The sequence below is a fragment of the Sulfurimonas sp. HSL3-2 genome (assembly GCF_039645965.1).
Classification (GTDB): domain Bacteria; phylum Campylobacterota; class Campylobacteria; order Campylobacterales; family Sulfurimonadaceae; genus Hydrocurvibacter; species Hydrocurvibacter mobilis.
The window spans coordinates 1,512,003-1,537,332 of the sequence record NZ_CP147917.1 but is presented as its reverse complement, the minus strand read 5'-3'; the positions used below and the strand labels follow the sequence as shown (position 1 = coordinate 1,537,332).

At 39.7% G+C, this 25,330-nt stretch carries 29 protein-coding genes; 14 read left to right on the top strand and 15 right to left on the bottom strand.

What is annotated here, in order from left to right; all coding sequences use genetic code 11:
- Nucleotides 1–52: 52 nt before the first annotated feature.
- Both WCX87_RS07675 and WCX87_RS07670 read left to right on the top strand, forming a co-directional pair.
- Nucleotides 53–817 (top strand): inositol monophosphatase family protein, encoded by a 765-nt coding sequence (locus tag WCX87_RS07675; protein WP_345978975.1) that lies wholly within the window; start codon nt 53–55, stop codon nt 815–817.
- Nucleotides 818–997: 180 nt separating this feature from the next.
- Nucleotides 998–1,153, top strand: a complete 156-nt coding sequence (locus WCX87_RS07670) for a hypothetical protein (RefSeq protein ID WP_345978974.1) — start codon at nt 998–1,000, stop codon at nt 1,151–1,153.
- A 90-nt stretch (nt 1,154–1,243) separates the two neighbouring features.
- Here the strand turns inward: WCX87_RS07670 and WCX87_RS07665 are convergent, their stop codons facing one another.
- A complete protein-coding gene (locus WCX87_RS07665; protein WP_345978973.1) occupies nt 1,244–3,838 on the bottom strand; it encodes a PhnD/SsuA/transferrin family substrate-binding protein in 2,595 nt (864 codons plus the stop codon).
- Nucleotides 3,839–4,032: 194 nt separating this feature from the next.
- On the opposite strand from WCX87_RS07665, the gene WCX87_RS07660 reads away from it, so the two are divergent.
- Genes WCX87_RS07660 through WCX87_RS07650 form a run of 3 tightly spaced genes read left to right on the top strand, consistent with a single transcriptional unit; the run spans nt 4,033 to nt 6,963 of the window.
- Complete coding sequence (locus WCX87_RS07660; protein WP_345978972.1) at nt 4,033–4,455, top strand: FecR family protein; 423 nt, start codon at nt 4,033–4,035, stop codon at nt 4,453–4,455.
- A complete protein-coding gene (locus tag WCX87_RS07655) occupies nt 4,455–5,051 on the top strand; it encodes an OmpA family protein (protein WP_345978971.1) in 597 nt (198 codons plus the stop codon). The genes WCX87_RS07660 and WCX87_RS07655 overlap by 1 nt, the downstream gene beginning before the upstream one ends.
- A gap of 4 nt (nt 5,052–5,055) precedes the next feature.
- Complete coding sequence (locus WCX87_RS07650; RefSeq protein ID WP_345978970.1) at nt 5,056–6,963, top strand: CHASE2 domain-containing protein; 1,908 nt, start codon at nt 5,056–5,058, stop codon at nt 6,961–6,963.
- A gap of 2 nt (nt 6,964–6,965) precedes the next feature.
- On the opposite strand, the gene WCX87_RS07645 is transcribed toward WCX87_RS07650, so the two are convergent.
- The 6 genes from WCX87_RS07645 to WCX87_RS07620 form a co-directional block, all read right to left on the bottom strand.
- Nucleotides 6,966–7,400: an ankyrin repeat domain-containing protein gene (locus WCX87_RS07645; protein WP_345978969.1), complete on the bottom strand. Its 435-nt coding sequence runs from the start codon at nt 7,398–7,400 to the stop codon at nt 6,966–6,968.
- Nucleotide 7,401: 1 nt separating this feature from the next.
- A complete protein-coding gene (locus WCX87_RS07640) occupies nt 7,402–7,590 on the bottom strand; it encodes a hypothetical protein (protein WP_345978968.1) in 189 nt (62 codons plus the stop codon).
- A 7-nt stretch (nt 7,591–7,597) separates the two neighbouring features.
- Nucleotides 7,598–8,233, bottom strand: a complete 636-nt coding sequence (locus WCX87_RS07635) for a GNAT family N-acetyltransferase (protein ID WP_345978967.1) — start codon at nt 8,231–8,233, stop codon at nt 7,598–7,600.
- An 87-nt stretch (nt 8,234–8,320) separates the two neighbouring features.
- Nucleotides 8,321–8,620: a N(2)-fixation sustaining protein CowN gene (cowN, locus tag WCX87_RS07630; RefSeq protein ID WP_345978966.1), complete on the bottom strand. Its 300-nt coding sequence runs from the start codon at nt 8,618–8,620 to the stop codon at nt 8,321–8,323.
- Between the two features lie 108 nt (nt 8,621–8,728).
- On the bottom strand, nt 8,729–9,877 hold the full coding sequence (locus WCX87_RS07625) for an iron-containing alcohol dehydrogenase (RefSeq protein WP_345978965.1): 1,149 nt from the start codon (nt 9,875–9,877) through the stop codon (nt 8,729–8,731).
- A gap of 75 nt (nt 9,878–9,952) precedes the next feature.
- Nucleotides 9,953–10,339 carry a hemerythrin family protein gene (locus WCX87_RS07620; RefSeq protein WP_345978964.1) on the bottom strand — a complete coding sequence of 129 codons (387 nt, stop codon included), beginning with the start codon at nt 10,337–10,339 and terminating at the stop codon, nt 9,953–9,955.
- Nucleotides 10,340–10,440: 101 nt separating this feature from the next.
- On the opposite strand from WCX87_RS07620, the gene nifE reads away from it, so the two are divergent.
- The 8 genes from nifE to WCX87_RS07580 all read left to right on the top strand — a co-directional run bounded on the left by nifE (nt 10,441) and on the right by WCX87_RS07580 (nt 16,157).
- Nucleotides 10,441–11,802, top strand: a complete 1,362-nt coding sequence (nifE, locus tag WCX87_RS07615) for a nitrogenase iron-molybdenum cofactor biosynthesis protein NifE (protein ID WP_345978963.1) — start codon at nt 10,441–10,443, stop codon at nt 11,800–11,802.
- Entirely contained in the window at nt 11,802–13,115 is a 1,314-nt protein-coding gene (gene nifN / locus WCX87_RS07610; protein WP_345978962.1) for a nitrogenase iron-molybdenum cofactor biosynthesis protein NifN, read from the top strand. Before nifE ends, nifN begins: the two co-directional genes overlap by 1 nt.
- A gap of 107 nt (nt 13,116–13,222) precedes the next feature.
- Nucleotides 13,223–13,678, top strand: coding sequence for a nitrogen fixation protein NifX (gene nifX, locus WCX87_RS07605; protein WP_345978961.1), 456 nt, complete (start codon nt 13,223–13,225; stop codon nt 13,676–13,678).
- A 128-nt stretch (nt 13,679–13,806) separates the two neighbouring features.
- Nucleotides 13,807–14,250 (top strand): NifX-associated nitrogen fixation protein, encoded by a 444-nt coding sequence (locus tag WCX87_RS07600; RefSeq protein ID WP_345978959.1) that lies wholly within the window; start codon nt 13,807–13,809, stop codon nt 14,248–14,250.
- An 84-nt stretch (nt 14,251–14,334) separates the two neighbouring features.
- The gene (locus WCX87_RS07595) at nt 14,335–14,853 is read left to right on the top strand and encodes a flavodoxin (RefSeq protein WP_345978958.1); all 519 of its coding nucleotides are present in this window, start codon (nt 14,335–14,337) and stop codon (nt 14,851–14,853) included.
- 94 nt (nt 14,854–14,947) lie between these two features.
- Nucleotides 14,948–15,325, top strand: a complete 378-nt coding sequence (locus WCX87_RS07590) for a nitrogenase-stabilizing/protective protein NifW (RefSeq protein WP_345978957.1) — start codon at nt 14,948–14,950, stop codon at nt 15,323–15,325.
- Nucleotides 15,279–15,683: a nitrogen fixation protein NifZ gene (locus tag WCX87_RS07585; protein WP_345978955.1), complete on the top strand. Its 405-nt coding sequence runs from the start codon at nt 15,279–15,281 to the stop codon at nt 15,681–15,683. Before WCX87_RS07590 ends, WCX87_RS07585 begins: the two co-directional genes overlap by 47 nt.
- Nucleotides 15,684–15,842: 159 nt before the next feature.
- Nucleotides 15,843–16,157, top strand: a complete 315-nt coding sequence (locus tag WCX87_RS07580; protein ID WP_345978953.1) for a 2Fe-2S iron-sulfur cluster binding domain-containing protein — start codon at nt 15,843–15,845, stop codon at nt 16,155–16,157.
- A 31-nt stretch (nt 16,158–16,188) separates the two neighbouring features.
- On the opposite strand, the gene WCX87_RS07575 is transcribed toward WCX87_RS07580, so the two are convergent.
- Together WCX87_RS07575 and WCX87_RS07570 are read right to left on the bottom strand one after the other, a co-directional pair.
- A complete protein-coding gene (locus tag WCX87_RS07575; protein WP_345978951.1) occupies nt 16,189–17,292 on the bottom strand; it encodes a SufD family Fe-S cluster assembly protein in 1,104 nt (367 codons plus the stop codon).
- Complete coding sequence (locus WCX87_RS07570) at nt 17,292–18,041, bottom strand: ATP-binding cassette domain-containing protein (RefSeq protein WP_345978949.1); 750 nt, start codon at nt 18,039–18,041, stop codon at nt 17,292–17,294. Before WCX87_RS07570 ends, WCX87_RS07575 begins: the two co-directional genes overlap by 1 nt.
- 252 nt (nt 18,042–18,293) lie before the next feature.
- On the opposite strand from WCX87_RS07570, the gene rpoN reads away from it, so the two are divergent.
- On the top strand, nt 18,294–19,562 hold the full coding sequence (gene rpoN, locus WCX87_RS07565) for an RNA polymerase factor sigma-54 (protein WP_345978947.1): 1,269 nt from the start codon (nt 18,294–18,296) through the stop codon (nt 19,560–19,562).
- Between the two features lie 3 nt (nt 19,563–19,565).
- On the opposite strand, the gene WCX87_RS07560 is transcribed toward rpoN, so the two are convergent.
- The 6 genes from WCX87_RS07560 to WCX87_RS07535 form a co-directional block, all read right to left on the bottom strand.
- Complete coding sequence (locus WCX87_RS07560) at nt 19,566–20,699, bottom strand: hypothetical protein (protein WP_345978946.1); 1,134 nt, start codon at nt 20,697–20,699, stop codon at nt 19,566–19,568.
- Nucleotides 20,692–21,360 (bottom strand): ABC transporter ATP-binding protein, encoded by a 669-nt coding sequence (locus WCX87_RS07555; protein WP_345978944.1) that lies wholly within the window; start codon nt 21,358–21,360, stop codon nt 20,692–20,694. Before WCX87_RS07555 ends, WCX87_RS07560 begins: the two co-directional genes overlap by 8 nt.
- Entirely contained in the window at nt 21,357–22,568 is a 1,212-nt protein-coding gene (locus WCX87_RS07550; protein ID WP_345978942.1) for an FtsX-like permease family protein, read from the bottom strand. Before WCX87_RS07550 ends, WCX87_RS07555 begins: the two co-directional genes overlap by 4 nt.
- Nucleotides 22,561–23,778, bottom strand: a complete 1,218-nt coding sequence (locus tag WCX87_RS07545) for an FtsX-like permease family protein (RefSeq protein WP_345978941.1) — start codon at nt 23,776–23,778, stop codon at nt 22,561–22,563. The genes WCX87_RS07550 and WCX87_RS07545 overlap by 8 nt, the downstream gene beginning before the upstream one ends.
- Complete coding sequence (locus WCX87_RS07540; protein WP_345978939.1) at nt 23,778–24,527, bottom strand: outer membrane lipoprotein-sorting protein; 750 nt, start codon at nt 24,525–24,527, stop codon at nt 23,778–23,780. The genes WCX87_RS07545 and WCX87_RS07540 overlap by 1 nt, the downstream gene beginning before the upstream one ends.
- Before the next feature lie 222 nt (nt 24,528–24,749).
- On the bottom strand, nt 24,750–25,148 hold the full coding sequence (locus WCX87_RS07535) for a P-II family nitrogen regulator (protein ID WP_345978937.1): 399 nt from the start codon (nt 25,146–25,148) through the stop codon (nt 24,750–24,752).
- Nucleotides 25,149–25,330 lie beyond the last annotated feature (182 nt).

Below are 25,330 nucleotides of genomic sequence, written 5' to 3'. Positions count from 1 at the left end.
ACTTAGTAAGTGCAATTATGGTGCGATGGAAAATGCTACAATAGCGTTTATGATGACAAAATTGATTGAGATAGTAAAAGAGTGTAAAGAACTTTTTTTAGAAGGCTACCACAGCCATACAAATGTTAACTATAAAGGAACCGTTGATCTTGTAACAGAATATGACGTAGCAATCGAAAAACGTCTTACGGAGGCATTGCAAAAAGAGTTTGGAGATTTTACGATAGTCGGTGAAGAGAGTACGAAAGAGATAACGCATCCAAAAAAAGCCATCTATATCGATCCCATAGACGGCACTACAAATTTTGTACACGGTCTGCCGTTTTGTGCAATATCGGTCGGTGTCTGGGAAGATGGAAAACCCATAGCAGGCATCGTGTACAATCCGGTACTTGACGAGTGCTTTTATGCTAAGCGAGGAGAAGGTGCATACCTTAACGGAAAAAAGATAGATGTATCTAAACAGAAAGATTTTCAGCAGAGTCTTGTTTCGACTGGATTTCCTTACACAAAGGTACAAAAAGGCAAGGATTACGAGTGGGTGCTGCGCTCGATGGCCAACATTCTTCCCATCACCAGAGATATCCGCCGTTTCGGTTCCGCTGCAATCGATATGTGCTATGTGGCATGCGGAAAGTTCGAGGCGTATTATGAATGCAACCTCAAGCCTTGGGATGTCGCAGCGGCAATATTGATAATAGAGGAAGCCGGTGGCAGGATCACCGATGAAAAAGGCAACTCATACAGCTTGGGCGACCATATAATCTTATGCAGTAATACTCTAGTACATGACGACTTGGTCAAAAATCTAGAGTAAAAAAGGAGTCTTTTTCTCCTCTTTCATACAAAAAACACCTCTATTTTTATAAAACACTACAAAATTGTCGTACTTTTGTCTATTTAGCATGAAAATTGCATATTTTTGCAAATTTTTTAGGGAATGCATTATGTAATTATATCTGTGAAATCAGGGCAAGAGCCCAAAAAAGGATACAAGATGTACGAAAGCGATATTATAGAGTTCGAGGATTTTAGTTTCAATCATTACATGCACCACTTTGATGAGTGTGACGGAGAGCATTTGAAATATAATGATGAGTATGATTGTTTAGAGATGGCGACAGAGCTTATCGAAGAAATACTTTGGAGTTGAGTTTGGCGAATAAGAAAGATGGTTTAAACTAGATACAAGTAGATAAAAACTTACCTGATATTTAGTTATAAACCATATGAAAGTGAGCTTTTAAAGTTCAGGAATTTTCTCATTTAGATCATATCGTATCAATTCAGCGATAATACCACTCTCTTTAAATATATCCAACCCTTTGATCTCATCTTCCGTGATAACGGTATATTTTTTAAAAAGCAAAATAAAATCATCTCCATGATATCTGAATATCATACTATCAGGAAAAGTTTCCGTTAGTCTTTCAGCGATCTGTTTTAAGAATTTATCTCCCTCTTTCCAACCATGTTTTTTATTGTAATCTGAAAAGTTTTTCAGATCTACCTGATAAAGGTACCTCTGTTTCTCTATTATTTTATTCAAGATGATTTGAAGGTATGTCTCATTATACACTTCAGTTAAAGAATCACGGAAAAAATATGCAAAACGGCGCTCTTCCAGTTCATTTTTCGGCATCTGTGAGGTCGTACTTATATCTATGTTTTTTAAAACTTTAAGGGCTGCTTCTGCCACATCCGGATGAAACTGTTTTCCGCTAAAGAGCTTGATCTCTTCAAGTGCTTCCTCTATAGACTTTCTCGGTTTATATATACGATTTGTCGTCATAGCGTCAAATGCATCGGCTACCATCATAATATATGAAAGCAGAGGAATAGCTTCAGGATGTTTAGGATCAGTTACAGGGTAGCCCGTTCCGTCATAGCGGGCATGATGATACCTGATAATATCAGCGAGGTCTTTATACATCTTTATCTTGGAGAGCATCTTGTAACCGGCATTGGCATGTTCTTTGATCAGTTCATATTCAAGCTGGGTCAGATTTCCGGGTTTGAGTAAAATAGAGTCCGGCGTGACTACTTTTCCTATGTCGTGCAGTATGGCAGCTTTTTCCAGTTTTAAGATATCGTCGTTATCTACACCCATGCCCTCAGCAAGTAAACGGCAGTAACGAGCCACTCTGATGGTGTGACCTGCTGTATAACTGTCTCTTTGTTCTATGATATTTACAAAAGCAAGGATCGTCTCTTCGTAGTTTGATATCTTTTCAAGTTCCATGTACTGAAGCTTACTGCTTTGATAAATGGAGTTGAGTGCCAGTCCTATATCCGTCGAAAGATTTTCAAGCATCTTGACCTCTTGAGGTTCAAAGCCATCTTCATTGTCACTAAATACAGATAGTGTCCCGAGTATGGTGTCCTCGTTAGTTACCGTGATAGGGATGGATATAAGCCAACAGGAATCGCAATGATAATGGTTGTTCCCAAGTTCAAAAGCATAGTCATCGGGAAGTCTTTCTATAACAGTCTCATTATATTTCACAGCTTTTTGAACGAGTTTAAAAGCCAGGGTCTCATCTGCACTTTCCAAACCGTATGTAGATTTTTCGATCGGTTTGTCTTTGCACTGCATACTCATCTCTAAAGTGTTGTTTTTCTCTATGCCCATCCATACATAACAATAATGTTCGTTTTTAACAAGTCTGTCGATACTGTTGTCAACGACACTTCCTGTTGAAAGAGATGTGATTAAAAGTTCGTTTATATCTGCTATCGTCTCTAAGATATTTTTTAAATACTTTTCATGTAGATACATTTTTTCGATCTCGGACGTACGTTCTTGGACTTTTATCTCAAGACCGGCATTTAAAGCTTCTATGTATTGATTGCTCTCTTTTAATCTTGAATTGAGTTTATAGATATATAAAAGCACACTGATAACCAGAATAAAAATCGTAATGAGGCTATAAAAGATAAGGCGGTATTTTTCAAAAAATCTACTAAATGTCAGTTTTCCAAGTTCCTCATACGGCCCAAGTTGCATATCTTGAAGTAACTGATGGACAGCTGTGTAATCAAGCGGTATAGTCCATCCTGCAACATTGGAATCTTTTGCGGCTTGTGAATCCGGAGACATCTTTAACAGAGCTATCGAGACTTTGTTTGAAAGTTTTTCCGAAGTAGTCGAGAGTTTAGCAAAAGGCCATTCCGGGTACAGTCTGGTACTTACGGCAAAAGGAAAGTCTTTGTAGTGTTTGGGTTCGATCACCTTATAACATTTTGAAGTGATGATCCCCTCGTTTTTCATTCGCTCTAAAGTATCGCTTCGGACAGTCCCTGCATCGATCTCCCCGTTGCAGACAGCTTGTACGACTTTGTCGTGACTGCCAAAAAATTTAAAACTTGAAAAATCATTGACATCGATATGATTGTCTTTAAATTCTTTAAGCGCCATTACCCAGCCGCCAAGAGAAAGCGGATCGACGGCACCGAATCTTTTCCCTTTCAAATCTTTAAAGTTGTTTATGTTGCTACCTTGTCTGGCTATGATGACACCACCGAAGCTGGTTGTTTCTTTGCCGTCTGAACTGATGTTTTTGAGTGTAGCGATCCTGCTGATACCGTAGTGATACTCAAGCTCTACATAGTACATGGTATTTGTAAGTACAAAATCTATCTCTTTGTTTTTTACACTCTCTTTCAGCTGTTCAAAACTAAGCGGCACGATTTTAAATTGGTAGCCCTTGATCTCTTTACTGAGATATGCGGCAGTCGATGAATACTTTTCTAGCGTAATCTGGTGGCTTCTTTTTGCAAGGACGCCAATTTTAACTATTTGATCGGCAAAAACAATTGTAAATGAAAAAATTATCATTAAAAAAAGATGTTTCAACATTCATATGCCTCTAAATAAAATATAACAGGTTTAACATATTGTATCATATATAAATATGAAAAAAACGATAAGAATTTAAAAATAGGATTAACAATATTAAATAAAAAATCTTAAAAAAAACAAAGAAAATAGGAGTATAATGTGTTCTTATCTCAAATTAATAGAGGTTATGTATGTTACGAATACCCTTATTAATGCTTCTCTTCATCTCCTACTTATTTTCAGCGGATATCGCTATTGTCAAAAAGTTAGACGGTGAAGTCTTCGCTAAAAGAAAGAGTGAAATGGTCAAACTAAAAGTCGGTGATCAGCTTCATGAAGGTGATACTCTTATTACACAACTACATAGTAGTATAGGGATCATATTTCATGACGGAACTATTGTGTCATTAGGCGAAAAAAGTATTCTTTCAATAGACCAATACCTTTTTAAACCTGTTGATAAAGATTTCAAGTTCGATATAGATCTGCACAAAGGGATAGCATCCTTTGAATCCGGTAAGATCAGTGAACTTTCTCCAGAATCCGTCAAATTTAAAGTCCCCGAAGGAACAATCGGGATACGAGGTACGAAGTTTTATGTGGAGGTCAAGTGATGGAACCATTAGTAGTAATAGCTTGGCTTGGTATATTAATTGCCGGAATACTAAGCAATCAAACGACTACAGTTGTACTTGCAGATAATGGAAAAACAGAAAATGCTATCGTCGTAAAGACAAAAAAAGGTTCAGTCGTTCTTGATAAACCTGGCACATATGTAAGCCTTACATCACAAGAGAGCCCCCCGAGCAGCGTAAAAGTCATGACACAAGAGGAGATGAACACTAAGTTCAAAAGTGCGATCGCAAGTACGCCTTTAAAACCTATAAGTGTCCTGTTATATTTTAAAAGCAATTCCAATGAGTTGACAGATGAGTCTAAAGCGAAACTGCCGCAGATACTCAAAGATATTAAAGACCGGATGCCTTGTGAGGTAAATATTATCGGTCATACCGATACGAAGGGTTCACAAGAGCATAATGTCGAGTTGTCGTTAGAGAGAGCCAACAGTGTCAAAGAGTGGATTCAGTCGGAATGCGTAGATACTCTTAAGTTAAAAGTGGAGTCTTACGGTGAGTCAAACCTGTTGGTACCGACTGCCGATGATGTCTCGGAAGAGAAAAACCGCAGAGTCGAACTGCTGATAAGATGACTAGATGAAAAAGTCGACGCTTCTTTTAGGTTTTCTCTTTACTTTTGTCATATATGCAGCGGTATTTTACAGCGGTGTTATAGAATATTACGATCTTAAGGTATATGACTATACATACAAAGTCGCTGATCTATATAAGAAAGAGACTAAGGCTCCTGTTGTGATCATCGATATCGATGAGAAGAGTTTGGCTGCTTTAGGACAGTGGCCGTGGTCACGCGTAGTTCTGGCAAATCTTGTCAAGTCGATAGGTGATCAGAAGCCGGCCAGCATAGGTTTTGATATTATATTTCCTGAGTATGATAAGACCTCTCCAAAAGAGATGTTATCGTTTTATGACAGATATTTTTCGACAAAGATCAAAATAGACGGGCTTCCAAATGAACTTATGGATAATGACAAACTTTTTGCTCAAATATTAAAAGAGACAAGAACTGTTCTCGCGGTTTATCTGAGTAATAAGATACATCCAAACGGACACTGCTTCATCCCTGAAAACAACATACTTTCTTCGTCAGATTCACAAAAGTATCATGAAGCAAGCTATATGTTGTGTAATATACAAGAGCTCCAGAAAGAGGCTTCGGGTATAGGTTTTATAAACTCTCAAAGAGATGCCGACGGTCTGTTTAGAAGAACATCGCTGTTTATTAAATATCATGATAAAGTCATACCGTCTCTGGGACTTGCGACTCTTTCAAGCGTTGACAAGTTGAATGTCGCTGATGACAAGATATCTGTGCTGGGGCAAAGTTTTCATACGGGAGAAAATGCTGAGGTCCTGCTTGATTTTCATAACACAAAAGATTATCAGGTACTTTCAGCAGTGGATGTCCTTACCGGCAATACCGATCTGACAAAATTAAGAGGGAAGTTTGTCCTTATAGGTACATCTGCAGTCGGTCTGCATGACAGATATATGATCTCTCCTTCAAAGACGATCCCGGGTGTATTTGTTCATGCGGCATTGATCGACAATATTATGAATGATAATCTAAAGTATCAGCCTGAAAACCTTAAAAAAGTCAGCTTCTTTATTTCGATGTTTTTGTCGCTTCTGTTGGTGTATCTGTTAATTAAAAGGGATTATTTAAAACTTTTTATTCTCTTTACATCGGCTATATTGATCGAATGTTTTCTGGGAGTTTACTACTTAGACCGTAATATCTACATCTCATCGGGATATTTTCTGATCCCATTTATTATCTACTTCTTTATCATAAACCTTATCGTTATCATTATCGACTATAAGGACAGACAAAAGTTTATACAGGATCTTGTCAAAGCACATTCTGCGACTTTAGACAGTATGGCACTGGTTGCTGAGACAAGAGATACAGATACGGGTGCGCATATTGTAAGGACAAAGAACTACGTTGCACTTTTAGTAGATCATATGCATACAAACAAGATGTGTAAAGACAGGCTGACGAAGAACTATAGAGATCTTATATTCAGGGCTGCACCTTTGCATGATATCGGTAAAGTAGGGATCCCTGATAAGATACTGCAAAAACCGGGGAAATTGACAGAAGAGGAGTTTGAGATCATGAAGACTCATACGACACTCGGAAAAAATATCATTGAACATGCTATAGAGGGCAATGAAGAAAACGAGTTCTTACAGATCGCATACAACATCGCATACTATCATCATGAAAAGTGGAACGGAAGCGGTTATCCTGTCGGTTTAAAGAAAGAGGAGATCCCTCTTGAAGCACGTTTGATGGCGATCTCTGATGTATATGATGCGCTTATAAGCAGACGGTGTTACAAAGAGGGATTTACTTATGAAGAGGCTGAGCAGATCATAATCGAAGGAAGAGGGACGCATTTTGATCCCGTGCTTGTAGATATCTTTATTGAGATAAAAGAGAAGTTCAAAGAGGTAGCGGAGCGTATAATAGAGTAGTCTTACTTGCCACGCAGCATCTTTAGGATCTTCGGTGTCACGGCAAGATCAAGTGCCGTGAAATCATCTGGATTTTTTATCTTTACATCTGCACCTGCGTCAAGAAGCATCTTGACCATACTCTCTTTACCGCTTGAAGCCGCATACATGAGAGGTGTCACCCCGTTTACGTTTAAAGTATCTATCTCTATGCCCGCATCTATAAGCAGTTTTACGACTTCTGGATTCTCTCCAAAACAGGAAAGCCAGAGTGCCGTGTTGCCGTCAACGTTTTTTATACCAATATCGGCTCCGGCTTTTAGCAACTCTGAACTTATCTCAAAATTTCCTTCACGTGAAGCTTTCATCAAAGCTGTGTTGCCGTAATTTCCTTGAAGGTTTAGGTTATTTATATCGTAGCTGTTTTCTTTCATCCATGCCAATGTCGTTTCATTCATATTATATCTCCTTGGTATTCTCTTCTCTTTTTAATAGGTTTAATGTCTTAAAAAAACAGCCTTTATCAAAATAGTATATATCCTCTGCAAAAGTGATAGAGTCTTTTTTATGATCCAGCATATAAGTGATCTCATCGATCTTGACCTCATACTCTTTATCGCACTGATAACAAAAAAGTTTTTTTTTCATCTTTTTATTAGTTCTTTATATCCATCAATTCGTTTAACATATAACTTTCCCCCATTTTTTCTACGTCATTTTTGTAGGTTACTGTCTTAGAATCACTGAGATTTGTCTCATTGTCTACGACTTTGGCATGAATTGTTTCGAATTTTTTGCCGATAAGTGTAGCCGTATCTGAACTCTCGGTCATCGATTCGACTCCGTCAAGCCCGTTTAAAGGCATCGGAAGGTCACAATAGTAATCGCCCACACTGTTTACTCCCCAATATGTAAATCCCATAGAGAGATAAAAATCGAGAGAGTTTGAAATAGAAGTGAGTTTAAAACGCTTCACATTCTCAGTTATCGCAAAATCAAAGACCATCTTTAAAAGTTCATGCGCATACCCGTTTCTCCGCATTGAATACTGAGTGAAGATATTGTGCACGGTTATATACTCTTTATACCGGTCGATCTTAAAAAAGATATAACTTAGATGGGTGTTTTCTTCATCAGTCAATGCGATACATCCTTGTGTATACCAGCCAAACTGTTTATCCCACCAGGTAAGCGACATATTTGCAAACCTCAATGTTCTTGGATCTTCGATCGTTTCAAGTGAACTGATATAGTTCTCACGACTGAGACGCTCTAAATGGTAATTAGGCATAGCTCTTCCTTTTTTACATCTATACAAAGTAAAAAAGTTCTGATGCGAACCTGATTAGTTAAATATAATGCGTCTGTTTTAACTCTATTAACAGCAGTCGAATTCTGTTGTCTTTAGAGACTCCAACCCTTTTTCAAACTCATAGGTTTCAAAAAGCTCTTCTATATAAAAGACATTTGAACATACCTGATAGAGTGTATCACGTCCTAGATCATCGACGGGTGTGGTCGCATAGTCATCAGGCAGCTTCGTCTCAAAACGTTCCCAAAACTCGTTTTTTGATTCCGGTTTGATAGAAAAAAGCTCGTACATAGCATCCAAAACTGCTTTTGCATCGTTATAGCAGTCGATGTTTTCAAAAGTGATATACCTGTCTTTTGTAGTCAAAGAGATTCCTTTTATATAGTTTATAAAAGTGGAGATGCAATTTTTGAACTAGGGTAAATGGAGGTAAGCATCGTCATGATGCTTACATGTAAGCAGGGTTGAAAAGATCTATTGTGCTTTTTGCAGGATCTCTTTGATGACCTCTTTTGAATAGCTTTCGCCCATGCCCCAGACTTTAGCCAGTCCGCTTGCATTTTCTGAGAGTTCCTCAATCGCATCATTTGGAATCCCTGCCTCGTTTAAAGTCACGGGAGCACCTATTTTAGAGAACCAGCTTTCAAGTCTTTTGATCCCTTCATCTGCATTGTCTACATCAAATATTTCTTTTGCAAATCTTGTAAACTGCGGCAGGTTTTGTTCTTTGTACCATTTCATCCATGCAGGTATGACAACAGCAAGTCCTGCTCCGTGTGCTACATTGTATAAAGCAGAAAGAGAGTGCTCTATCATATGGTTTGGAAAGTTTCCGCCGCCTGTTCCCGATGGAGTAAGTCCGTTTAGTGCTTGGATCGCCACCCATGCAAACTCACCGCGTGCATCGTAATCGTTTGGATCTTTTATAAGAGCTTCTGTTGTCTCCATAATGCTTTTAATGATCGACTCTACGATTCTTGAATTGAACTTCGGATGGTCTGTCGCCGTAAAATAGACCTCAATACTGTGGGCTATGACATCCACCGCGGAGTATGCAAGATACTCTTGACTCACAGTCGCCATAAGTTCAGGATTGATGACCGAGACTACAGGGTTTAGCAATACTGAACCGACAGAATATTTTTGTCTCGTCTCATCATTTGTCACTACGGAGTTACCGTTCATCTCGCTTGCCGCTGCAGAGAGTGTCATTACTGTAAATACGGGCAGTGCTTCAGATATCTGCACTTTGCCGACGTAAAAGTCCCAGACATCGCCGTTATATTTTGCACCGGCGGCTATCGCTTTTGCACTGTCTACGACAGAACCGCCGCCGACGCCTAAGACGGCGTCAAGCTTATACTCATCGACAAGTTCGATCCCTTCATTGACCTTACTTAAAAGAGGGTTGCTGACAACGCCTGCAAGCTCTTGGAATTTGATACCGTTTTTGTTTAATGAGGCTATAACCTTTTCGTACAGACCGCTCTGTTTTATGCTGCCTGTCCCGTAGACCAGCAGTACGCTTTGTACACCGGAATCTTTTATATACTCGCCTATCTTATTCTCTTTATCTTTACCAAATTCTATTTTTGTGGGATTGTAATATGTAAAATCGTTCATTGTTTAACCTTTCATCATCTGTCTGAAAAGTATATCAAGAGCGGACTTAAAGTGTTTGAAGGAAAATATATGAATCTATTTTATAAAGATATTTTTCTCTTTTAAAAACATCGCAAGCTGAGAGTCTATGTTGACGATATGGCGTTTGAACTTATCGTAAGCGTAGTCGTTTATATATGACTTCCCAAACATAGGCAGCTTCTGCGCTTTTTCATAAAAATACTCCATCTCTCCAAGCAGAGTCTTATGTTCGTCAAAATGTTCCTGTTTTGCATAAAACTCATGTTTGTTCATCAACTCCTCTTCAAAAGCAAAGTGCTCTTTTGTATGTTCTATCATCTCTTTAAAAAGAGGTAGAAATTCGTTTTTTTCACAAGACTGAATATTTTTTAGGAGTGTTAAAAACTCGTCATGCTTCTCATCCATGACCGGTATCTTTACATGTAAATCTTCGTTCATCATTATTCTCTTTTTAATCTTTTAATGCATTTTACATACTAAATACCTTCATCTCGAACAGAAGTTGCACAAAGAGAAGTAGATTAACTCCAAAGGAGTATTTTATGGTAAACCGTGCGAAGATAAAAGAGCTGATGAACGAGAGTGCCTGCTCGCACAATAAAGATAAAAAAAAGGGTGAAGGTTGTGATAAACCTAAACCGGGACTTGCTGCGGGAGGATGTGCATTCGACGGTGCGCAGATCTCACTTTTTCCTTACGCAGATGCCGTCCACTTAGTTCACGGACCGCAGACCTGTCTGGGTGCATCTTGGGAGACAAGAGAGACACTTACCTCTTATAAAGGGCGGGACCATACCGTGATGGGTTTTACCACCGGTATCACGACAAATGACGTCATATTCGGCGGAGATAAACGTCTTGCTGACTCTATAGACTACATCATGCAAAACTACAAACCCGAAGCGATCTTCGTCTACTCTACTTGTGTGACCGCACTTGTGGGAGATGATATAGATATGACATGTTCCATCGCAAGTGAAAAACACGGAGTCCCAGTCGTGCCTGTTCATGCACCGGGATTTGTCGGCGGGAAAAACCTCGGTTCCCGTCTTGCCGGCGAAGCGGTTTTAGAAAACCTTATAGGCACGAAAGAACCTGAAACAACGACTCCGTACGACATAAACCTCATAGGTGACTATAACGTAACGGGCGATATGTGGCAGTATCTTCCTATCTTTGAAAAGATAGGGATCAGAGTACTAAGCTCGATGAGCGGTGACGGACGTGTCGGCGACATAAGATGTGCCCACCGTGCAAAACTCAATGTCATCGTGTGTGCAAAATCACTTATAACACTTTGTAGAAAGATGCAGGAAAACTATGGTATTCCTTGGATATCTGTCTCGTTTTACGGAAAACGTGATACGACTTTTGCGATCATGGAGATAGTAAAAGCTCTGGGTGACGAAGCACTTATCAAAAAAGCCGAGGCTGTCATAGCTGAGGAAGAGGCAAAACTTGAAGAAGCACTGAAAGAGTACAAGGTGCTTTTTGCAGGTAAAAAAGCGGTTCTCAACACCGGAGGGAACAAGGCTTGGTCTATCGCTTCGGGACTTCAAGACCTGGGTATAGAAGTCGTCGCTACTTCTATCCGTAAATCGACAGAAGACGATATCGCAAAGGCAAGAGAGTATCTCGGAGAAAACGGTCTTCTTATGAAAGCACCTGCAAGCGAGCAGGCAAAAGCGATAGATGAAAGAGGTGCTCACATCCTTCTTGCAGGCGGGAGAAGCCTTTATACCGCTATCAAGAAAAAGATATCTTTTATCGACGTAAATCAAGAGAAAAAAGTAAGTTACGGCGGTTACAACGGACTGCTTAACCTCGCAGAGGACCTCAAACATGCATTTGCAAACCCGGTCTTTGCAAACGTGTCTAAAAAAGCACCGTGGGAGGCTGAATGATGGAAGCGCAAAAAATAATAGAACTAAGTAAACATGAACACAAACCGCTTCAGGTAAACCCTATAAAACACTCACAGCCTATGGGCGCGGCACTTGCATTTATGGGGATTAAAAACTGTCTTCCGTTGATGCATGCATCTCAAGGGTGTGCGTCATATACAAAGGTATTTTATACACGCCACTTCAATGAGCCTATCGCTATGTACAATACTTCAGTAGGTGATATCACGGCGATCTTGGACGGCGGGGATTACTCGATACTTATGTCGATAGAGAACATCACTAAGAAAAATAAGAGCTTACAACCTGAACTTATAGGTCTTCATACGACTGGTCTTACTGAGACAAAGGGTGATGATGTCAGAAGCGTAGGCACGCACATCGAGATACCTTACTGTTATGTCAATACACCGGATTTCGAGGGCGGTATGGAAACAGGTTGGGCACTTACTGCAAAAGCATTGATAAAACAGCATACCGAGGTAAGGAATGAAATAAAGCCAAATAAGCTGCTTATTCTGCCTCATGTAAGTACACAGCCCGTAGAGGTAGAAAAAATAAAAGAGTGTTGTGAGAGTTTTGGATTTGAGACTTTGGCTCTGCCTGATCTTTCCACTTCTCTTGACGGCTATCTCAGTGAAGGGCAGGGAAAACTGGGAACTGGAGCGATAAGCATAGATGATATCAAAGCTTTGGGTGACTGCGCAACAGTCATCACTGTCGGTGCATCTATGAAGATCGCAGCGGAAGCTCTTTTAGAAAAAAATCCAAAGATCACACATCTGCATTTTGATCATCTTATGGGTCTTGAAATGAACGACAATTTTGTCGCATCTTTGATGAAAATAAGACAAATCGAACCTACACCGCTACTGAAACGTTGGAGAGGAAGACTTCAAGATGCGATGCTTGACAGCCATTTTCTTATCGGTTCGTCAAGTTTTGTCATAACGGGTGAACCTGATATGTGTGTGGGCATGTGTGAGATGCTGCAAAGTGTCGGAGGCACTGTAAATGCGGTAATAGCGACTACTTACAGTCCTGTTTTAGAGAGTATCACGGCAAAAAATGTTTTTGTCGGCGACCTTGAGGATGCAGAGATCCATTTTAATAGTGCGGATCTGGTCATCAGCAACTTTCATGCAGAACGATTATTGCACTTACAAGAGAAACATACAGGTTTAGTTCTTAGAGGGTTTCCAAATTACGAAGAGTTAGGCAATCAGCTTAAAAATGATCAGCTTTACGAGGGAAGTACATATTTTCTTTTTGAAGTAGCAAATGCACTTAGACATGTTAAGCATGGCGAATAATAATTCTGACTCGAAAGAGTCAAGCTTTAGTGCCTTAGCGGCAAGCGAAAGCAAACTGGGCTTTTGCTCAGATTGCGATTAAATTAAATGGAGAGGAATCAAACATCATGGGTGAATCAACAAAAATTACAGTCGAGAGTAACAGTTCATTGGAAAATGCTATGAAAGTGGCTTTTGCTACAAAAGATATGCAGACGATCAATGCACACTTTGGCGGTGCAAAAGAGTTTGTCGTCTACAAAGTCTCTAAAGATGGCTTTGAGCTGAGCGAAGTCGTAAAAACAGATACGTCTGAGATGGTGGGCGATGATAAGACAGATTTTAAAGTCAAAGCTTTAAAAGGGATAAATATCATGTACTGCGAATCTATCGGCGGAACAGCTGCTGCAAAAGTGATCCGCGGCGGCATTAATCCTATGAAAGTGCAAGAACCTCGTAAAATAGAGGATGTCTTAAAAGAGTTGATCAGCATGCTGAATGATAATCCTCCGCCTTGGGTTAAAAAAGTTATGAATATTCAAACAGAAAACGATCCACGCCTAGAGCGTTGGTCAGTAGAGTAAGCGACAAGTTGCGCGAGCTTTGTGCTGAACAAAACATAGCGTTAGCGTAAGTATCGGAATTACTTCCGACACTGTATTAAAAAAATGGAGGGTTCCTTCATTTTGTGAAACAAAATTAAGGAGAAAGTATGAGCGAAGTAGCAACATTTAATGCGTTTACAGAGGAGTTGATCCGTCAGTTAAGAGCAACAGACCAATTCGGTAACTGGGCAAAGATGAGTGATGAAGAGTTGTTGATAAAGAAATATGTCAAGACTAAAGAGGACTTAAAACAGATCCCTATTATTGCTGATATCGATGAGATGCTTATCGGAGAGATCAAGATGATCTTTAAAGCTGTAGCACTACAGTTTGAACGCAAAACAGGTGTAATGTGTAATGTCGTAATGGAGATGAGCCACGAGGGATTCGGACGCTGTATCGTCATTGCTGACAGAATAGTGTTAGTGGATAAGTATTTCAAAGATGCTCACCGTTTCGGTTTTAGAACAATAGAAAAACTCTATGAAGAGGGCGAGAAATATTTAAACAGCTCATTTGAGATTTACAATAAATTTAAACCATGCATGTAAGCTAAAGGTAAAACTTACGTGACTAATATTATATGGACTTTGTTCAAATAATATGAAAATTTAAAATAAATAAGGAGTTAGAAGATGGCAAAAGTAGGTATATTTGTAGGTAGTAGCGGTGGAGTGACACTAAGTGCGGCTGAGAAGTTAGAGGAGCTATTTGAAGGTGCTGAACTTATCAACATGGAAGAAGATTTTGATGATCTTGAGCAGTTTGATGAGTTTGATGTTTTACTTATAGGTTCATCGACTTGGGGGCAAGGCGATCCTCAGCGTGACTGGGTAGATCCATTGTATGAGATGCAAAATGAAGAGCCTGACTTTAGCGGTAAAAAAGTAGCATTTTTCGGTGCCGGTGACCAAGAAAGTCATCCGGAAGAGTTTGTGACTGCTTTAGGAAAGATGAAAGATATCTTCTCAAAACTGGGCGCTGAAACTGAGTTTGGATATACATCGACTGATGGGTATTCATACAAATATTCATACGCTGAAAAAGACGGAAAGTTCTGTGGACTTGCAATCGATGATATAAATCAAGAAGATCTGACTGATGAGAGAGTTAGTAGCTGGGCAGCTCAGATAAAACAAGAGATGGGACTCTAGTCGTTGTAAAAAGCGACATAAATGTAGTGATTTGTACATTTGAACAAGAGTAGAAATTGCATCTATATATGTAAATGAATAATAGGGGTTGATTATGAGTAGATTAGAAGAATTTGAATCATTGACCGATACAGAAGATTTTTTTGACTTTTTTGATCTTGAATACGATGAGCGTTTAGTTTACGTAAAGAGATTTCATATAATGAAAAAGTACGGTGAAATGATAAGTAAAGCAAAAGATCATGATCTTGGAAGCGAAGAGAAGCTTCTGGATTATTATAAATTTGCATTGATCAGTGTGTATAAAAACTTTGAAAACGGCTACTCCCCTTCTGCCGCAGAGATCTGGGATACTTTTGGAAAACCGAGTGCATGTAGTACCTGTTCTACATCAACAAGCTGTAATGATATTGAGGAGGTAAGCAATGGAGTTCACGCATGCACAAGCCAACCAAATCTCAGCTTCAACTAAAGATGAGATCCTTCCGGTTTTTCATCTAGGACAGCGTGTCCGTATAAAAAAACCTATAAGAAATGACGGTTCAAACCCGTTTGAAGCGCCGGATGCTATTTTAGTCCAACCGGGTGCGGAAGGGTATGTAAAGCATATCGGAGACTGGCTTCAGGTTATCCGTATATACGAGGTTCATTTTATAGAAGAGGGTCACACTTACGGTTGTCGTGAAGCTGAATTGGAAGCTATTAGCGACCTTGACGGATATGATGAAATTGAAGAAGAGTTAAAATGGCTTCGCGAACATAGAGCAAGCAAAGCAAAAGCCAAAGAAGATTTATCTGCGCAATCTCAAAAAGAAGGAGAACCGAGCTGACTTTTTGTGAATTGACGATCGTTAAAGTATAGGCCATAAATACTTTGCGAGATAAACGGAAAAAGATGATGGTCTTAATCATTATCTTGGGATTTGGCGGTGAAACGGATGAGAGAGATATTGTTTCAGAACGGTAGACTCTCGATAACGTTTTAGTATATGAAAGAAAAAAAGGAAAAAGCAATGACAACTCGTGTAGAAATTATAAATGACTTCTTAGCAATCAACGTTAAGCCAGGTAAAACTATTCAAGATATCGTAGAAGCATCTGGAAGTGCACTTCCATTTGGATGTCGTGACGGTGAATGTGGTACTTGTATCGTTACTATCGAATCAGGTATGGAATTTTTAAGTGATGTAACAGAAAAAGAAAAATCTGTTATGAAAATGTTAAATGAAACAAATCCAAAAGCACGTCTTGCATGTCAAATGAAAATCGTTGAGCCAAACGGTTTAGTACGCGTTAAGTACTAAAAATCTGCATTGCCTCTCTTTGAGGCAATCTTCAGATCGCGGTTTTGCTTTGAGACTGCCTTATCATTTCATCTATTTTAGATTGAAGATAAGCGGGAAGCCCCGGGATCTTTAGATCAAGAAACCCCTCAATAACAAGATTTCTAGCATCATCTTCACTTATTCCCGATGCCATAAGATAGGCAAGAGTCTCTTCTGATATCATACCGACACTTGCTTCATGGGAAAGTTCAATATCCGGATTATTTGCTACAAGCTCAGGGATAGCATGAATCTGAGAGTCGTTACTCAGCATAAGCCCGTTGCATGCCATACTCCCTTTTGCACCTGCAACATCTCCCGTTATCTTTCCTCTTATTATTATATTCCCTCCGTCTGATACAGAACGGCTCACGATATTAGATATTGCTCCTTTGCCTTGTAAAAATGCTTCAGAACCCAGATCAAGAGTAGAACCTTTTGGTGCATAGACCACCGAATAAAACTCTGCCAGACCACCTTCATCAATGTACGCACTAGGGTTCATCTGTATTTTTTTTACCTTAGTCAGAGCGATATAGTTAGATATAAACTTCGCATTTTTTCCAACTTTGGCAGAACTTCTGGGATAGACTTCGACTTCGCTCCCCCAGCTGTGTATCATTGTCGTGGTCAGCAGGGCACCGTCATCTAAAAAGTACTCTGTTACGCCAAGGTGCATCCCGTTTATAATGTGGGCATTTGAGGTACATCCGCTTATAAGATGCAGTTGTGAGTTTTTTTCGCATATTACAATGTTGTGTGTCATCTGCACAAAATCGTTGTTGTTTATCAGATAGCAGGTCTCTATAGGCAGCGAGATATTTCTTCCCTCTTTTACATGTATGAAGTAGCCCAGTCTGTTTTTATTTTCTGAGACCATTTTTACATACTCGTCTTTATCTTTTGAGACAAGAGAAAAAAGCTTCTCTTGCAGCCATCCATACTTTTGCAGTGCTATGTTTAAAGGGAGTATCTCCATCCCTTCACTTGAGTTTGAACTCTCGATTATCTCTTCGTTTGTCGCTAAAAACGATCCAGCGACCTCCTCACTTTCTCCAAAGCCTACGTTTTTCAGGGCATCACGTATTCCACCGTATATTCTTTGAATATCCATTAAGTCCCCTTTTTGGCACTCAGACGCCTCATGATCCCGCTGAATCCCTCTTTTTTTATCTCTTCCATCATCTCTATAGGGTTGCCGGAACTTATGATCTTTCCATCTATGATCATATGCCCGACATCAGCATTTATATAGTCTAATACATGCCCGGTATGCGTGATGATAAGGGCGGATTTTTTTCTGCTGCTTGAGCTCTCATCATATTGCAGTATCCTGTTTATGGCTTTGGCGATAATAGTGATGTTCTCCAAATCGACGCCGGATTCCGGCTCGTCTATTAAAGCGAGCTGAGGATTTTGGGCGTAGAGTTTTAATATCTCAGCTCTTTTGAGTTCACCGCCTGAAAAGCCCGTATTGATATCCCTGTCCAGAAAATCCTCGAGGTCAAGCTCTTTTATCTCCTCTTCGAGATTTTCTGATCTGTTTATCTTATGAAGAAATTTCGACAAGGTCACACCGTGGATCGCGGGAGGATGCTGAAAGGAGAGGGCGACACCGTTTCTGGCGATCTCATCGGTCTTTTTGGTGTTTATAGACTCTCCCATGAACTCGATACTCCCTTTGGTTATGTTAAACCCCGGAAGCTGCATAATGGTAGAAAGAAGTGTGGATTTCCCTGAACCGTTTGGACCGAACAGGACATGGACTTCCCCCTCTTTAATATGCAGATCTACCCCTTTTAGTATCTGTTTGGCTTCGACATCAACAAATAAGGATGATATATCAAGAACTGATCTCTTCATGATCAAAGCCTTTTTGATTTATTGTAACTACATATTCTTTGATCAAAACTTTTTTATTTTGTCTAAAACCAAAGTGCAATGAAAAATAAATATAGCATAGCTCAAGAGTAGAGGGAAAATGTCTAAAATCCTTCATTTTTGTAATATATAGAATAAAACTTGCATATTGTATAAAAAAAGAACAATTATTTGTATATTAAATACAACAGAAGAGTATAATTTACATAGATTATAGCTTATGAAGAAGATGAGATGAAACAAGAATTTTCCTTAAAACAAAAACAACTGCCAAGGCTGTCTATGCAGACTTGGCTGCCACTTTTACAATGCTCTTTAAGTGATCTGGATAAGCATATTCAGGTGATCACAAACGAGAACCCGTGTCTTGAAGTCCAATCCGGATTTGAAGTATCTGAAAGCAGTACAGATAAATCGCACGTAGCATTTATGGAATACCAAAATAACGTCTCAAATACAGCAAGTGACGAGATAGAGTGGATGAGTGTGGCGACTGAATCCCTTTATGAAAAACTTGACAATCAGATAAGCGCTCCGCTCTTTCCGACACCGATCTCACAAAAGATAGCGAAACAGATCATCTACTACATAAACGATGAAGGATATTTTGAGGGAGATGTCAAAGAGATAGCACAGCAGTGCGGAGTCGATGCATATAAAGTAGAACAGGTACGTCAGCGTTTTGCATACTTAGAACCTATCGGTGTGGGTGCAGTCGACTATAAAGAGTCGTTTTTATTTCAGCTAAACGAGTATGAACTTGATGATGAACTGAGTATCCTGCTTAGTGCGATGATCATGCAGTTTGATAAGATAGAAAAGTTTATGAACCATCCGAGGATACATGATGCCAAAGAGATGATGAAAAAACTAAACAATCCGCCTGCGATCGCATACATGGAACCTGAAGAAAATATTTTACCGGACATGTTTATAGAGTCAAAAGAGGATCAGTTTACAATCCGCATCAATCATGCATTCTATCCTGATCTTATTGTCAATCAGATAGACAAGTATGATAATTTTGCAAAACAGAAGTTCAAAGAAGCCCGTGAGCTTGTCAAACTCCTCGATTTGAGAAAAGCTACGCTGTATAACATCGCATTAGTGCTTATTGAAAAACAGTATAGTTTTTTTATGGGCGGAAAACTGATGCCGCTTCGCCTGCAGGATGTCGCAGATGAACTTGGGTTTAATGAGTCGACCATCTCACGTGCTATCAGCGACAAATATCTTGAGTGTGACAGAGGAGTGTTCGCGTTTAAAGATTTCTTTTCAAATGCTATCGACAATGTCTCTACTTCAGAGATAAAAGAGTTCCTAAAAAGACTTGTCGAATGTGAAGACAAAGAGAAACCGCTTAGTGACAAACACCTGCATGAAGAGATCGAAAAAAGATTTAGTATCACAATGGTAAGACGTTCGATCGCTAAATATCGTCAGGAGCTCGATATTCCTGCTTTTAAAGAGAGATTGTTTCTCTATAAACTTGCAACGATATAATCGTTAAAACGAGAGGGTATAGTTAAAATAATAGGTATCGGGGTATTTTTGAGCCCCGGAACTATCATATAGCATCGCTCCAAGAGTAAAACTATTATAGTCATTAAGAGTGTAGGTCACTTTTGGAGAGAAGAATCTTGAGTTCGATCCATTTAAACTTCCTATATATGTAGCGGAGCCGGATAGAAAGATATTAAAGTCGTATGAGACGGATGCCCCTGCATACAAATTGGAATCAGTTAGATTCGTTAAGACTTCAGAGTTATAGTTTAAAGATATTTGGGAATAATCGAACTTCTTTGAACTATACAGTGCTTCAGCGGTAAGGGTAATGCCGTTAACAAATCCGTAATCTGCACCAAGAGTAATTTGGTAAAATCTTTGTTTCTCAGTTCGGTTTTCATCTGCATATAAAGAACTGTCTATGTACGCGCCTTCACTTTGCAGTTCGATCCCTGTAGAACCTACATTTCCCTGCAGTTCATAACCCAGCATGGTCGTATCGTCTGATTTGACAACATCAAATGCAAAGTCTGCAAACTTTATGAAATTTTTGTATCTAAGGGCATATTTAAAGCTGCTGTCCTCTTTTTGGCTGGCTACTACATTTATGCTGCTTAAAGTGCCGAGGCTTCTGGTATAGCTTAATGCCATAACACCAAACACTTCGTCGGGTTCGAGTGCGTAGATGTTTTGGGGATTGAATATATTTGTAGGATTCCAAAACTTTCCGACTCCCATGGGGATGTTTTGCAATCCTGCGACGACATTGTTCTTTTCATCTTGGTAACCGCCGTAAAGTCGGTACACTTTAGTAGTTACGGCACCTTCGCCGTAATCATGAAAGCCGCTTTGTGTCTCGTAAGCTGTGTCAGACTTTTGTGTCTTTACAAAGGTGAAGTCTTGGCTGTTTATATAGCTGCCGCCGTAGTAGTTGACAACATCGCCGATGAAAGTTGCGTAGTAACTGCCGTTTGTGTAGTCGTTTCTCAAGCGCAGACGGTCGTAGTTGTAGGTCGTGTCGTTTTGATTTATAGTGTAGTTGGTATTGTTGACGTTGTACTGAAGATCCGCAAAAAGGGGAGTTGCCGTCAGTAGAACAAGAACAATGATCTTACATGTAAACCTTTTATTCAACCAGTTCTCCGTCGTTTAGCTTAATGATGCGATGAACACGTTGTTTGACGTATATATCATGCGAGGCAAAGATGATGCTTACCTTCTCTTTCTCATTTAAAGTATGCATCATGTCCATCAGTTTTTTGGAGTTCACTGAGTCGAGATTTGCCGTGGGTTCGTCTGCGAGTATGATCTTTGGTTTTGCAGCTACCGCTCTAGCGACAGCGACACGCTGCTGTTGCCCGCCGCTAAGCTCATTTGGAAGAGCGTGCAGCTTATCTTGGATCTCCAAAAGTGATGCCACTTCTAAAACACGCTCCTTTATCTCCATGTTGGAAAAACCTCTTAATCTCATAATGAAACCGATGTTGTCTTCGACGTTTAAGACCGGTACGAGATTGTAGGCTTGAAATACAAAGCCCAGTTTATTGAGCCGTAAATGTGTCCTTTGTGTCTCATCAAGGTCCGATATGTTCTCTTCATCAAGATATATCTTTCCGCTGTCGATGCTGTCTAGTGCGCCTATGGCGTTGAGAAGCGTCGTCTTTCCGCAGCCTGAGGGTCCGTTTATAAGTGTGAACTCCCCCTCTTGTATGGTGAGCGATATATCTTTAAGAGCATGTACTTCTCTTGGTTCATCTTTGTAAAAGTATTTGTTCACTTTCTCTAATCTGATCATGTTTTAGCCTTTATGACATCTATTGGTCTGAGATGTTTGATCTTTCGAAGCGGTAAAAAGACACTTAGAATTGATGCGCTGATAATCGCGCCAAAGGTCGTAGTAAAGTAGCTGAGCTCTATATGGGCATAGATAACAGAGCTGTAGCCGAATTTCTCCAGTCCTTCGGCATAGGCACTGAGATCAAGCCCGTACACTTGCAGGTAGTACAGGGCAAGATAGCCCAAAACTGCACCGCCGATATAACCGACTAAGCCTACAAAAACTGCTTCTAAAAAGATCTGCAAACGGATATATCGGTAATCCATACCGATCGCACGTAAAATACCGAACTCTCGTATCCTGTCTAAGATAGAGACATACATCACTCCCAAAATACCGATAAAGACCACCAGCATGACGATCGCAAAAGTTATGGAATTGAAAATATAGGTCATATCTTCCATCTGTTTTAGTATAGGGTAGAGTTCAAGAAGACTCTCTACGTCGAGGTTCTTATACTCCTGCTTTAACGTTTGGACAAGCAGTGTGTCGTCTGTTCTTATGGCTATCTGCGTCGCACTCTCAGCGGGAACTCCCAAAAATGTATAGACTCTTTGTATCGGGACATATATCGCGAAGTTGTCGATATTGATATTGGTTGTCTGAATGATCCCTTTGACCCGGAGATAGAGGCCGTTTATCTCTCCTTTTGAGTTCTGAGTCGTAAATATCACTTTTGAGCCTATATGGACTTTGAGTTTATCTGCCAAAGCACTTCCGATGACCGCTCCGTATTCTTTAAAGCTTACTTCTCCCTCTTTTAAAAAACGGCTGAACTTTCCGAACTTCTCTTCATCGTCGATATTTACCCCGATGATATTGGCAAACGAGGATTTTCTGGCCGTTGAACTAAGCCCCTCTACGCTAAAACGTTTAATCGCTATCTTGACCTTAGGATCACGGTTCAGTCTTTGTACGATCCTGTCGGCATCTTGGATATTGTTGCTAAAAAGTTTGTTCAGTCGGTACTGTTTTTGGTAGATGCTTACTTCGCCGCAATCGCTTCGAAGCGTCTTGTCCAGCATGTTTTTGGTCATACCGTCGTAAATGCCCTGTATGGAGAGCATCAATGCCATACTGACGGCGATCATGCTCACCAGCAGCAATGTTCTCGATCTCCGTAAAAACGCATTGCTCCATGCGAGCTTGGCTATGATCTTAAACATGGCGGATCGCCTCTGTCGGAGTAAACTTGTTGATGTAATACACAGGGTACAAGATGCTCAGAAAACTCAAAATGTAGATGACTGCGATATTCCAGGAGATCGTAAATAGATTAAAATCAAAAGGTATCTGGTCGGAAATGACACCGTACTGTTTGTAGGTCTCGCTAATCCCCTCGATGACAATAGGGTGGATGGAATAATAGTACGCGATATAAGCGCCGATCGGAGCGGCAAAGATGACGGCAAGAGTAGAGATAATGAATATCTCGTAAAACTGCAAAAGAAATACGTTCTTTTTAGACAGCCCGATGCAGCGGAGCGTTCCCAGTTCATTGACTCTTGAACTTATGTTTATGAAGCCGAAGATCATTACGACAAAAAAGATGACGATGAAAAAGAGCGCCAGACTGATATAACCGAAAACACTGTCCACCTCCATGGCTTGAACCATCGGTTTCATCAGAGTCTTCCATGTCAGAGTCTCTATCTCTTGAGGCATTTTCACAGCTATCTCTTTTTGGATGGCATCGACATTTTTGAGATCTTTTACATTGACAGAGATGTATGAGGCTTTGTTGTGCGAATACATAAGCTCGTCAAAATATCTTCTCGGGACAAAGGATGCCATGGAATCAAAATCAAAAGAACCTGTCTTAAATATTCCCTGAAGTATCAATATATCCGCAGCAAACGAACCATCAGAAGCTTGACCGATAAAAGCTATCTTATCGCCTACCTTGGCATGGAGTTTTTTTACAAGGTCTGCACCGGCGTAGAGGTGGTTATCCGAACCATTTTCAAGATATTTTCCCTGTATCAAAGCGGTCTTGAGTTCGCTCATCACCTCTTCTTTTTTTGGGTCTATGCCCGCTACTAAAGCAGCGGATGAGAAGTTTTTAAAAGAGAGAAGTCCGTAGGTCTCGTATCTGGAAGTAAAATCTTTGATCCCTTTTACAGCAGAGAGTTTTTCTTCTATACTTTTTACGTCGGTTATGAGATATTGATTCCCTCCGATATCCCGGTAACCCTTTTGATATATCTCTATGGCACCCGTATAGACTTTGAGCGCGTTTTTGAGCATCGATTCATGAGAGCCGTCCATCATTGAGACATAGACTATAAACAGCAGGGTGCTAAAAAAGATCAAGACAAAGCTTGTGATGCTTCTGCCTTTGTAAAATAGGATATTCTTGAGTGCCAGAGTAAACATCAGCGGGAGAACCTTTTAAGAGCACTTTGTCTAAAGTATTCATCCGATATCGCCTGGTCGTATCTGGCATTTTGTATCTCAAGCGTCGTAAAAGAGTCTTGCTTGTCCATCGGTATCACTTTCCATAAAGTGGGCAGATAGTATCCGTCTATCTTTTTGACATTTTTGAAAGTAAAATATCTGACCGCTTGAGACGTTTCGTCATAAAATGTCTCTTTTTTCATGGTATAAGTCTTTGTGTCTACATCAAGAATGATCTTTCCCCATACCACCGCAGCAGTTTTTTTAGGTATGAGCTGCAGGGTCGCTGTATCGCCGTTCTCTTGGAGAAGCGTGGTATCATAGTCATCTATTAAAGAACTCTCTCTTACGACGTCGTCATTCGTTATATCCGATCCCATCCAGCTTTGAAGCATCATAGAAGGCGGTATCTTGATGGTTCTTTCGATCTTTGGGATGTATTGCCACATCTGCCCGTCAAGACTTAAAAAGGTTATTCCTTTGTCTCTTGGAGGGTAGGTTATCTTTACAAAACTTCTGTTTTTGCCCTCTGACCAGCTTTGAAGTTTCATCGTCCTTGTATAAGTTTGATTTTTTACACTCATCACAAGTTCCATATACACACTTTTTCCCCGCATGTTACGGTCGACTTTTTGTATGATCTCTTGAGCATTTTGTGCATAGAGCGTTACAGATGAGATCAATAATATGAGGATGATCTTTTGAAACTCTAAGGTCGCTGATCCCATATCTCTACTCCGCTCTTTTAACTTTATGGACTTATTCTATTATAAATATATTTAACTTACAAGAGTGGAAGAGATCTGAACTCATTTGTCGTGTCGTTGGGGTGGAGTATTTTTTGTTCTTTCTCAGCGGTATTGTAAGTGATGATATCTTCCATGCAGGAGATCATCACTTGACTTTATAAAGAAGACAACAGGGTATGTGTTTGTATATTTGCTGTCTTTTTAGCTAACCGGTGTATCGATCGCCGTAAAGTAGTTGTCTTGAAGATTTTTCTTTTTCGGTGCTGTCGGGTGTGCCAAAGCAGATTCGTTTATCTCGCCTGTTCTTATTCTTTCTACTTCAAGTACCGGAGTCACCCACATCTTTCCTGAACCTGTTTCGATCTCACGAGTATTTGCTCTTATTGCTTCTTTTGCTGATTCTTTGAATGTATCATTTGAGATGACAATATCAAGTCTAATGTTTTTATCGAGTTCAGTCTCTCCGCTCTCTTTTATAAATCCAAGTCCGCCTTTTCCGACTACGTGGCTTATAGTGACTCCCTCGATTCCTCTATCTTTTAAATCCGTTAAAACATCTTTTAGACAACTTTGGTTAAATATCGCAGTTAGCAAATACATTGTGAATCCTTTTTGTGTAATTAAATATGTATATGCAAGAGCTATTCTAGAAAACATAAAATAGTACATTTTTGTCGTAATATTTTAAATTTAACAAAATTGTAATTGTTTTTTTAAAAAAAGAGTATTTATGTCCTGTATTGCATAAAAGTGCAAGAATATAAATTGCATCTACCTCAGTA

Excerpts from the sequence above, each read along its gene's own strand:
- WCX87_RS07665 (WP_345978973.1), bottom strand. The coding sequence starts at position 3,838 with ATGATAATTTTTTCATTTACAATTGTTTTTGCCGATCAAATAGTTAAA.
- WCX87_RS07580 (WP_345978953.1), top strand. The coding sequence starts at position 15,843 with ATGAAAGAAAAAAAGGAAAAAGCAATGACAACTCGTGTAGAAATTATA.
- WCX87_RS07675 (WP_345978975.1), top strand. The coding sequence starts at position 53 with ATGACAAAATTGATTGAGATAGTAAAAGAGTGTAAAGAACTTTTTTTA.
- WCX87_RS07635 (WP_345978967.1), bottom strand. The coding sequence starts at position 8,233 with ATGCCTAATTACCATTTAGAGCGTCTCAGTCGTGAGAACTATATCAGT.
- WCX87_RS07645 (WP_345978969.1), bottom strand. The coding sequence starts at position 7,400 with ATGAATGAAACGACATTGGCATGGATGAAAGAAAACAGCTACGATATA.
- WCX87_RS07600 (WP_345978959.1), top strand. The coding sequence starts at position 13,807 with ATGAGCGAAGTAGCAACATTTAATGCGTTTACAGAGGAGTTGATCCGT.
- WCX87_RS07655 (WP_345978971.1), top strand. The coding sequence starts at position 4,455 with ATGGAACCATTAGTAGTAATAGCTTGGCTTGGTATATTAATTGCCGGA.
- WCX87_RS07575 (WP_345978951.1), bottom strand. The coding sequence starts at position 17,292 with ATGGATATTCAAAGAATATACGGTGGAATACGTGATGCCCTGAAAAAC.
- WCX87_RS07595 (WP_345978958.1), top strand. The coding sequence starts at position 14,335 with ATGGCAAAAGTAGGTATATTTGTAGGTAGTAGCGGTGGAGTGACACTA.
- nifN (WP_345978962.1), top strand. The coding sequence starts at position 11,802 with ATGGAAGCGCAAAAAATAATAGAACTAAGTAAACATGAACACAAACCG.
- rpoN (WP_345978947.1), top strand. The coding sequence starts at position 18,294 with ATGAAACAAGAATTTTCCTTAAAACAAAAACAACTGCCAAGGCTGTCT.
- WCX87_RS07585 (WP_345978955.1), top strand. The coding sequence starts at position 15,279 with ATGGAGTTCACGCATGCACAAGCCAACCAAATCTCAGCTTCAACTAAA.
- WCX87_RS07620 (WP_345978964.1), bottom strand. The coding sequence starts at position 10,339 with ATGATGAACGAAGATTTACATGTAAAGATACCGGTCATGGATGAGAAG.
- WCX87_RS07590 (WP_345978957.1), top strand. The coding sequence starts at position 14,948 with ATGAGTAGATTAGAAGAATTTGAATCATTGACCGATACAGAAGATTTT.
- WCX87_RS07640 (WP_345978968.1), bottom strand. The coding sequence starts at position 7,590 with ATGAAAAAAAAACTTTTTTGTTATCAGTGCGATAAAGAGTATGAGGTC.
- WCX87_RS07545 (WP_345978941.1), bottom strand. The coding sequence starts at position 23,778 with ATGTTTACTCTGGCACTCAAGAATATCCTATTTTACAAAGGCAGAAGC.
- WCX87_RS07625 (WP_345978965.1), bottom strand. The coding sequence starts at position 9,877 with ATGAACGATTTTACATATTACAATCCCACAAAAATAGAATTTGGTAAA.
- WCX87_RS07570 (WP_345978949.1), bottom strand. The coding sequence starts at position 18,041 with ATGAAGAGATCAGTTCTTGATATATCATCCTTATTTGTTGATGTCGAA.
- WCX87_RS07550 (WP_345978942.1), bottom strand. The coding sequence starts at position 22,568 with ATGTTTAAGATCATAGCCAAGCTCGCATGGAGCAATGCGTTTTTACGG.
- WCX87_RS07660 (WP_345978972.1), top strand. The coding sequence starts at position 4,033 with ATGTTACGAATACCCTTATTAATGCTTCTCTTCATCTCCTACTTATTT.
- WCX87_RS07555 (WP_345978944.1), bottom strand. The coding sequence starts at position 21,360 with ATGATCAGATTAGAGAAAGTGAACAAATACTTTTACAAAGATGAACCA.
- WCX87_RS07540 (WP_345978939.1), bottom strand. The coding sequence starts at position 24,527 with ATGGGATCAGCGACCTTAGAGTTTCAAAAGATCATCCTCATATTATTG.
- nifX (WP_345978961.1), top strand. The coding sequence starts at position 13,223 with ATGGGTGAATCAACAAAAATTACAGTCGAGAGTAACAGTTCATTGGAA.
- WCX87_RS07670 (WP_345978974.1), top strand. The coding sequence starts at position 998 with ATGTACGAAAGCGATATTATAGAGTTCGAGGATTTTAGTTTCAATCAT.
- WCX87_RS07650 (WP_345978970.1), top strand. The coding sequence starts at position 5,056 with ATGAAAAAGTCGACGCTTCTTTTAGGTTTTCTCTTTACTTTTGTCATA.
- WCX87_RS07535 (WP_345978937.1), bottom strand. The coding sequence starts at position 25,148 with ATGTATTTGCTAACTGCGATATTTAACCAAAGTTGTCTAAAAGATGTT.
- nifE (WP_345978963.1), top strand. The coding sequence starts at position 10,441 with ATGGTAAACCGTGCGAAGATAAAAGAGCTGATGAACGAGAGTGCCTGC.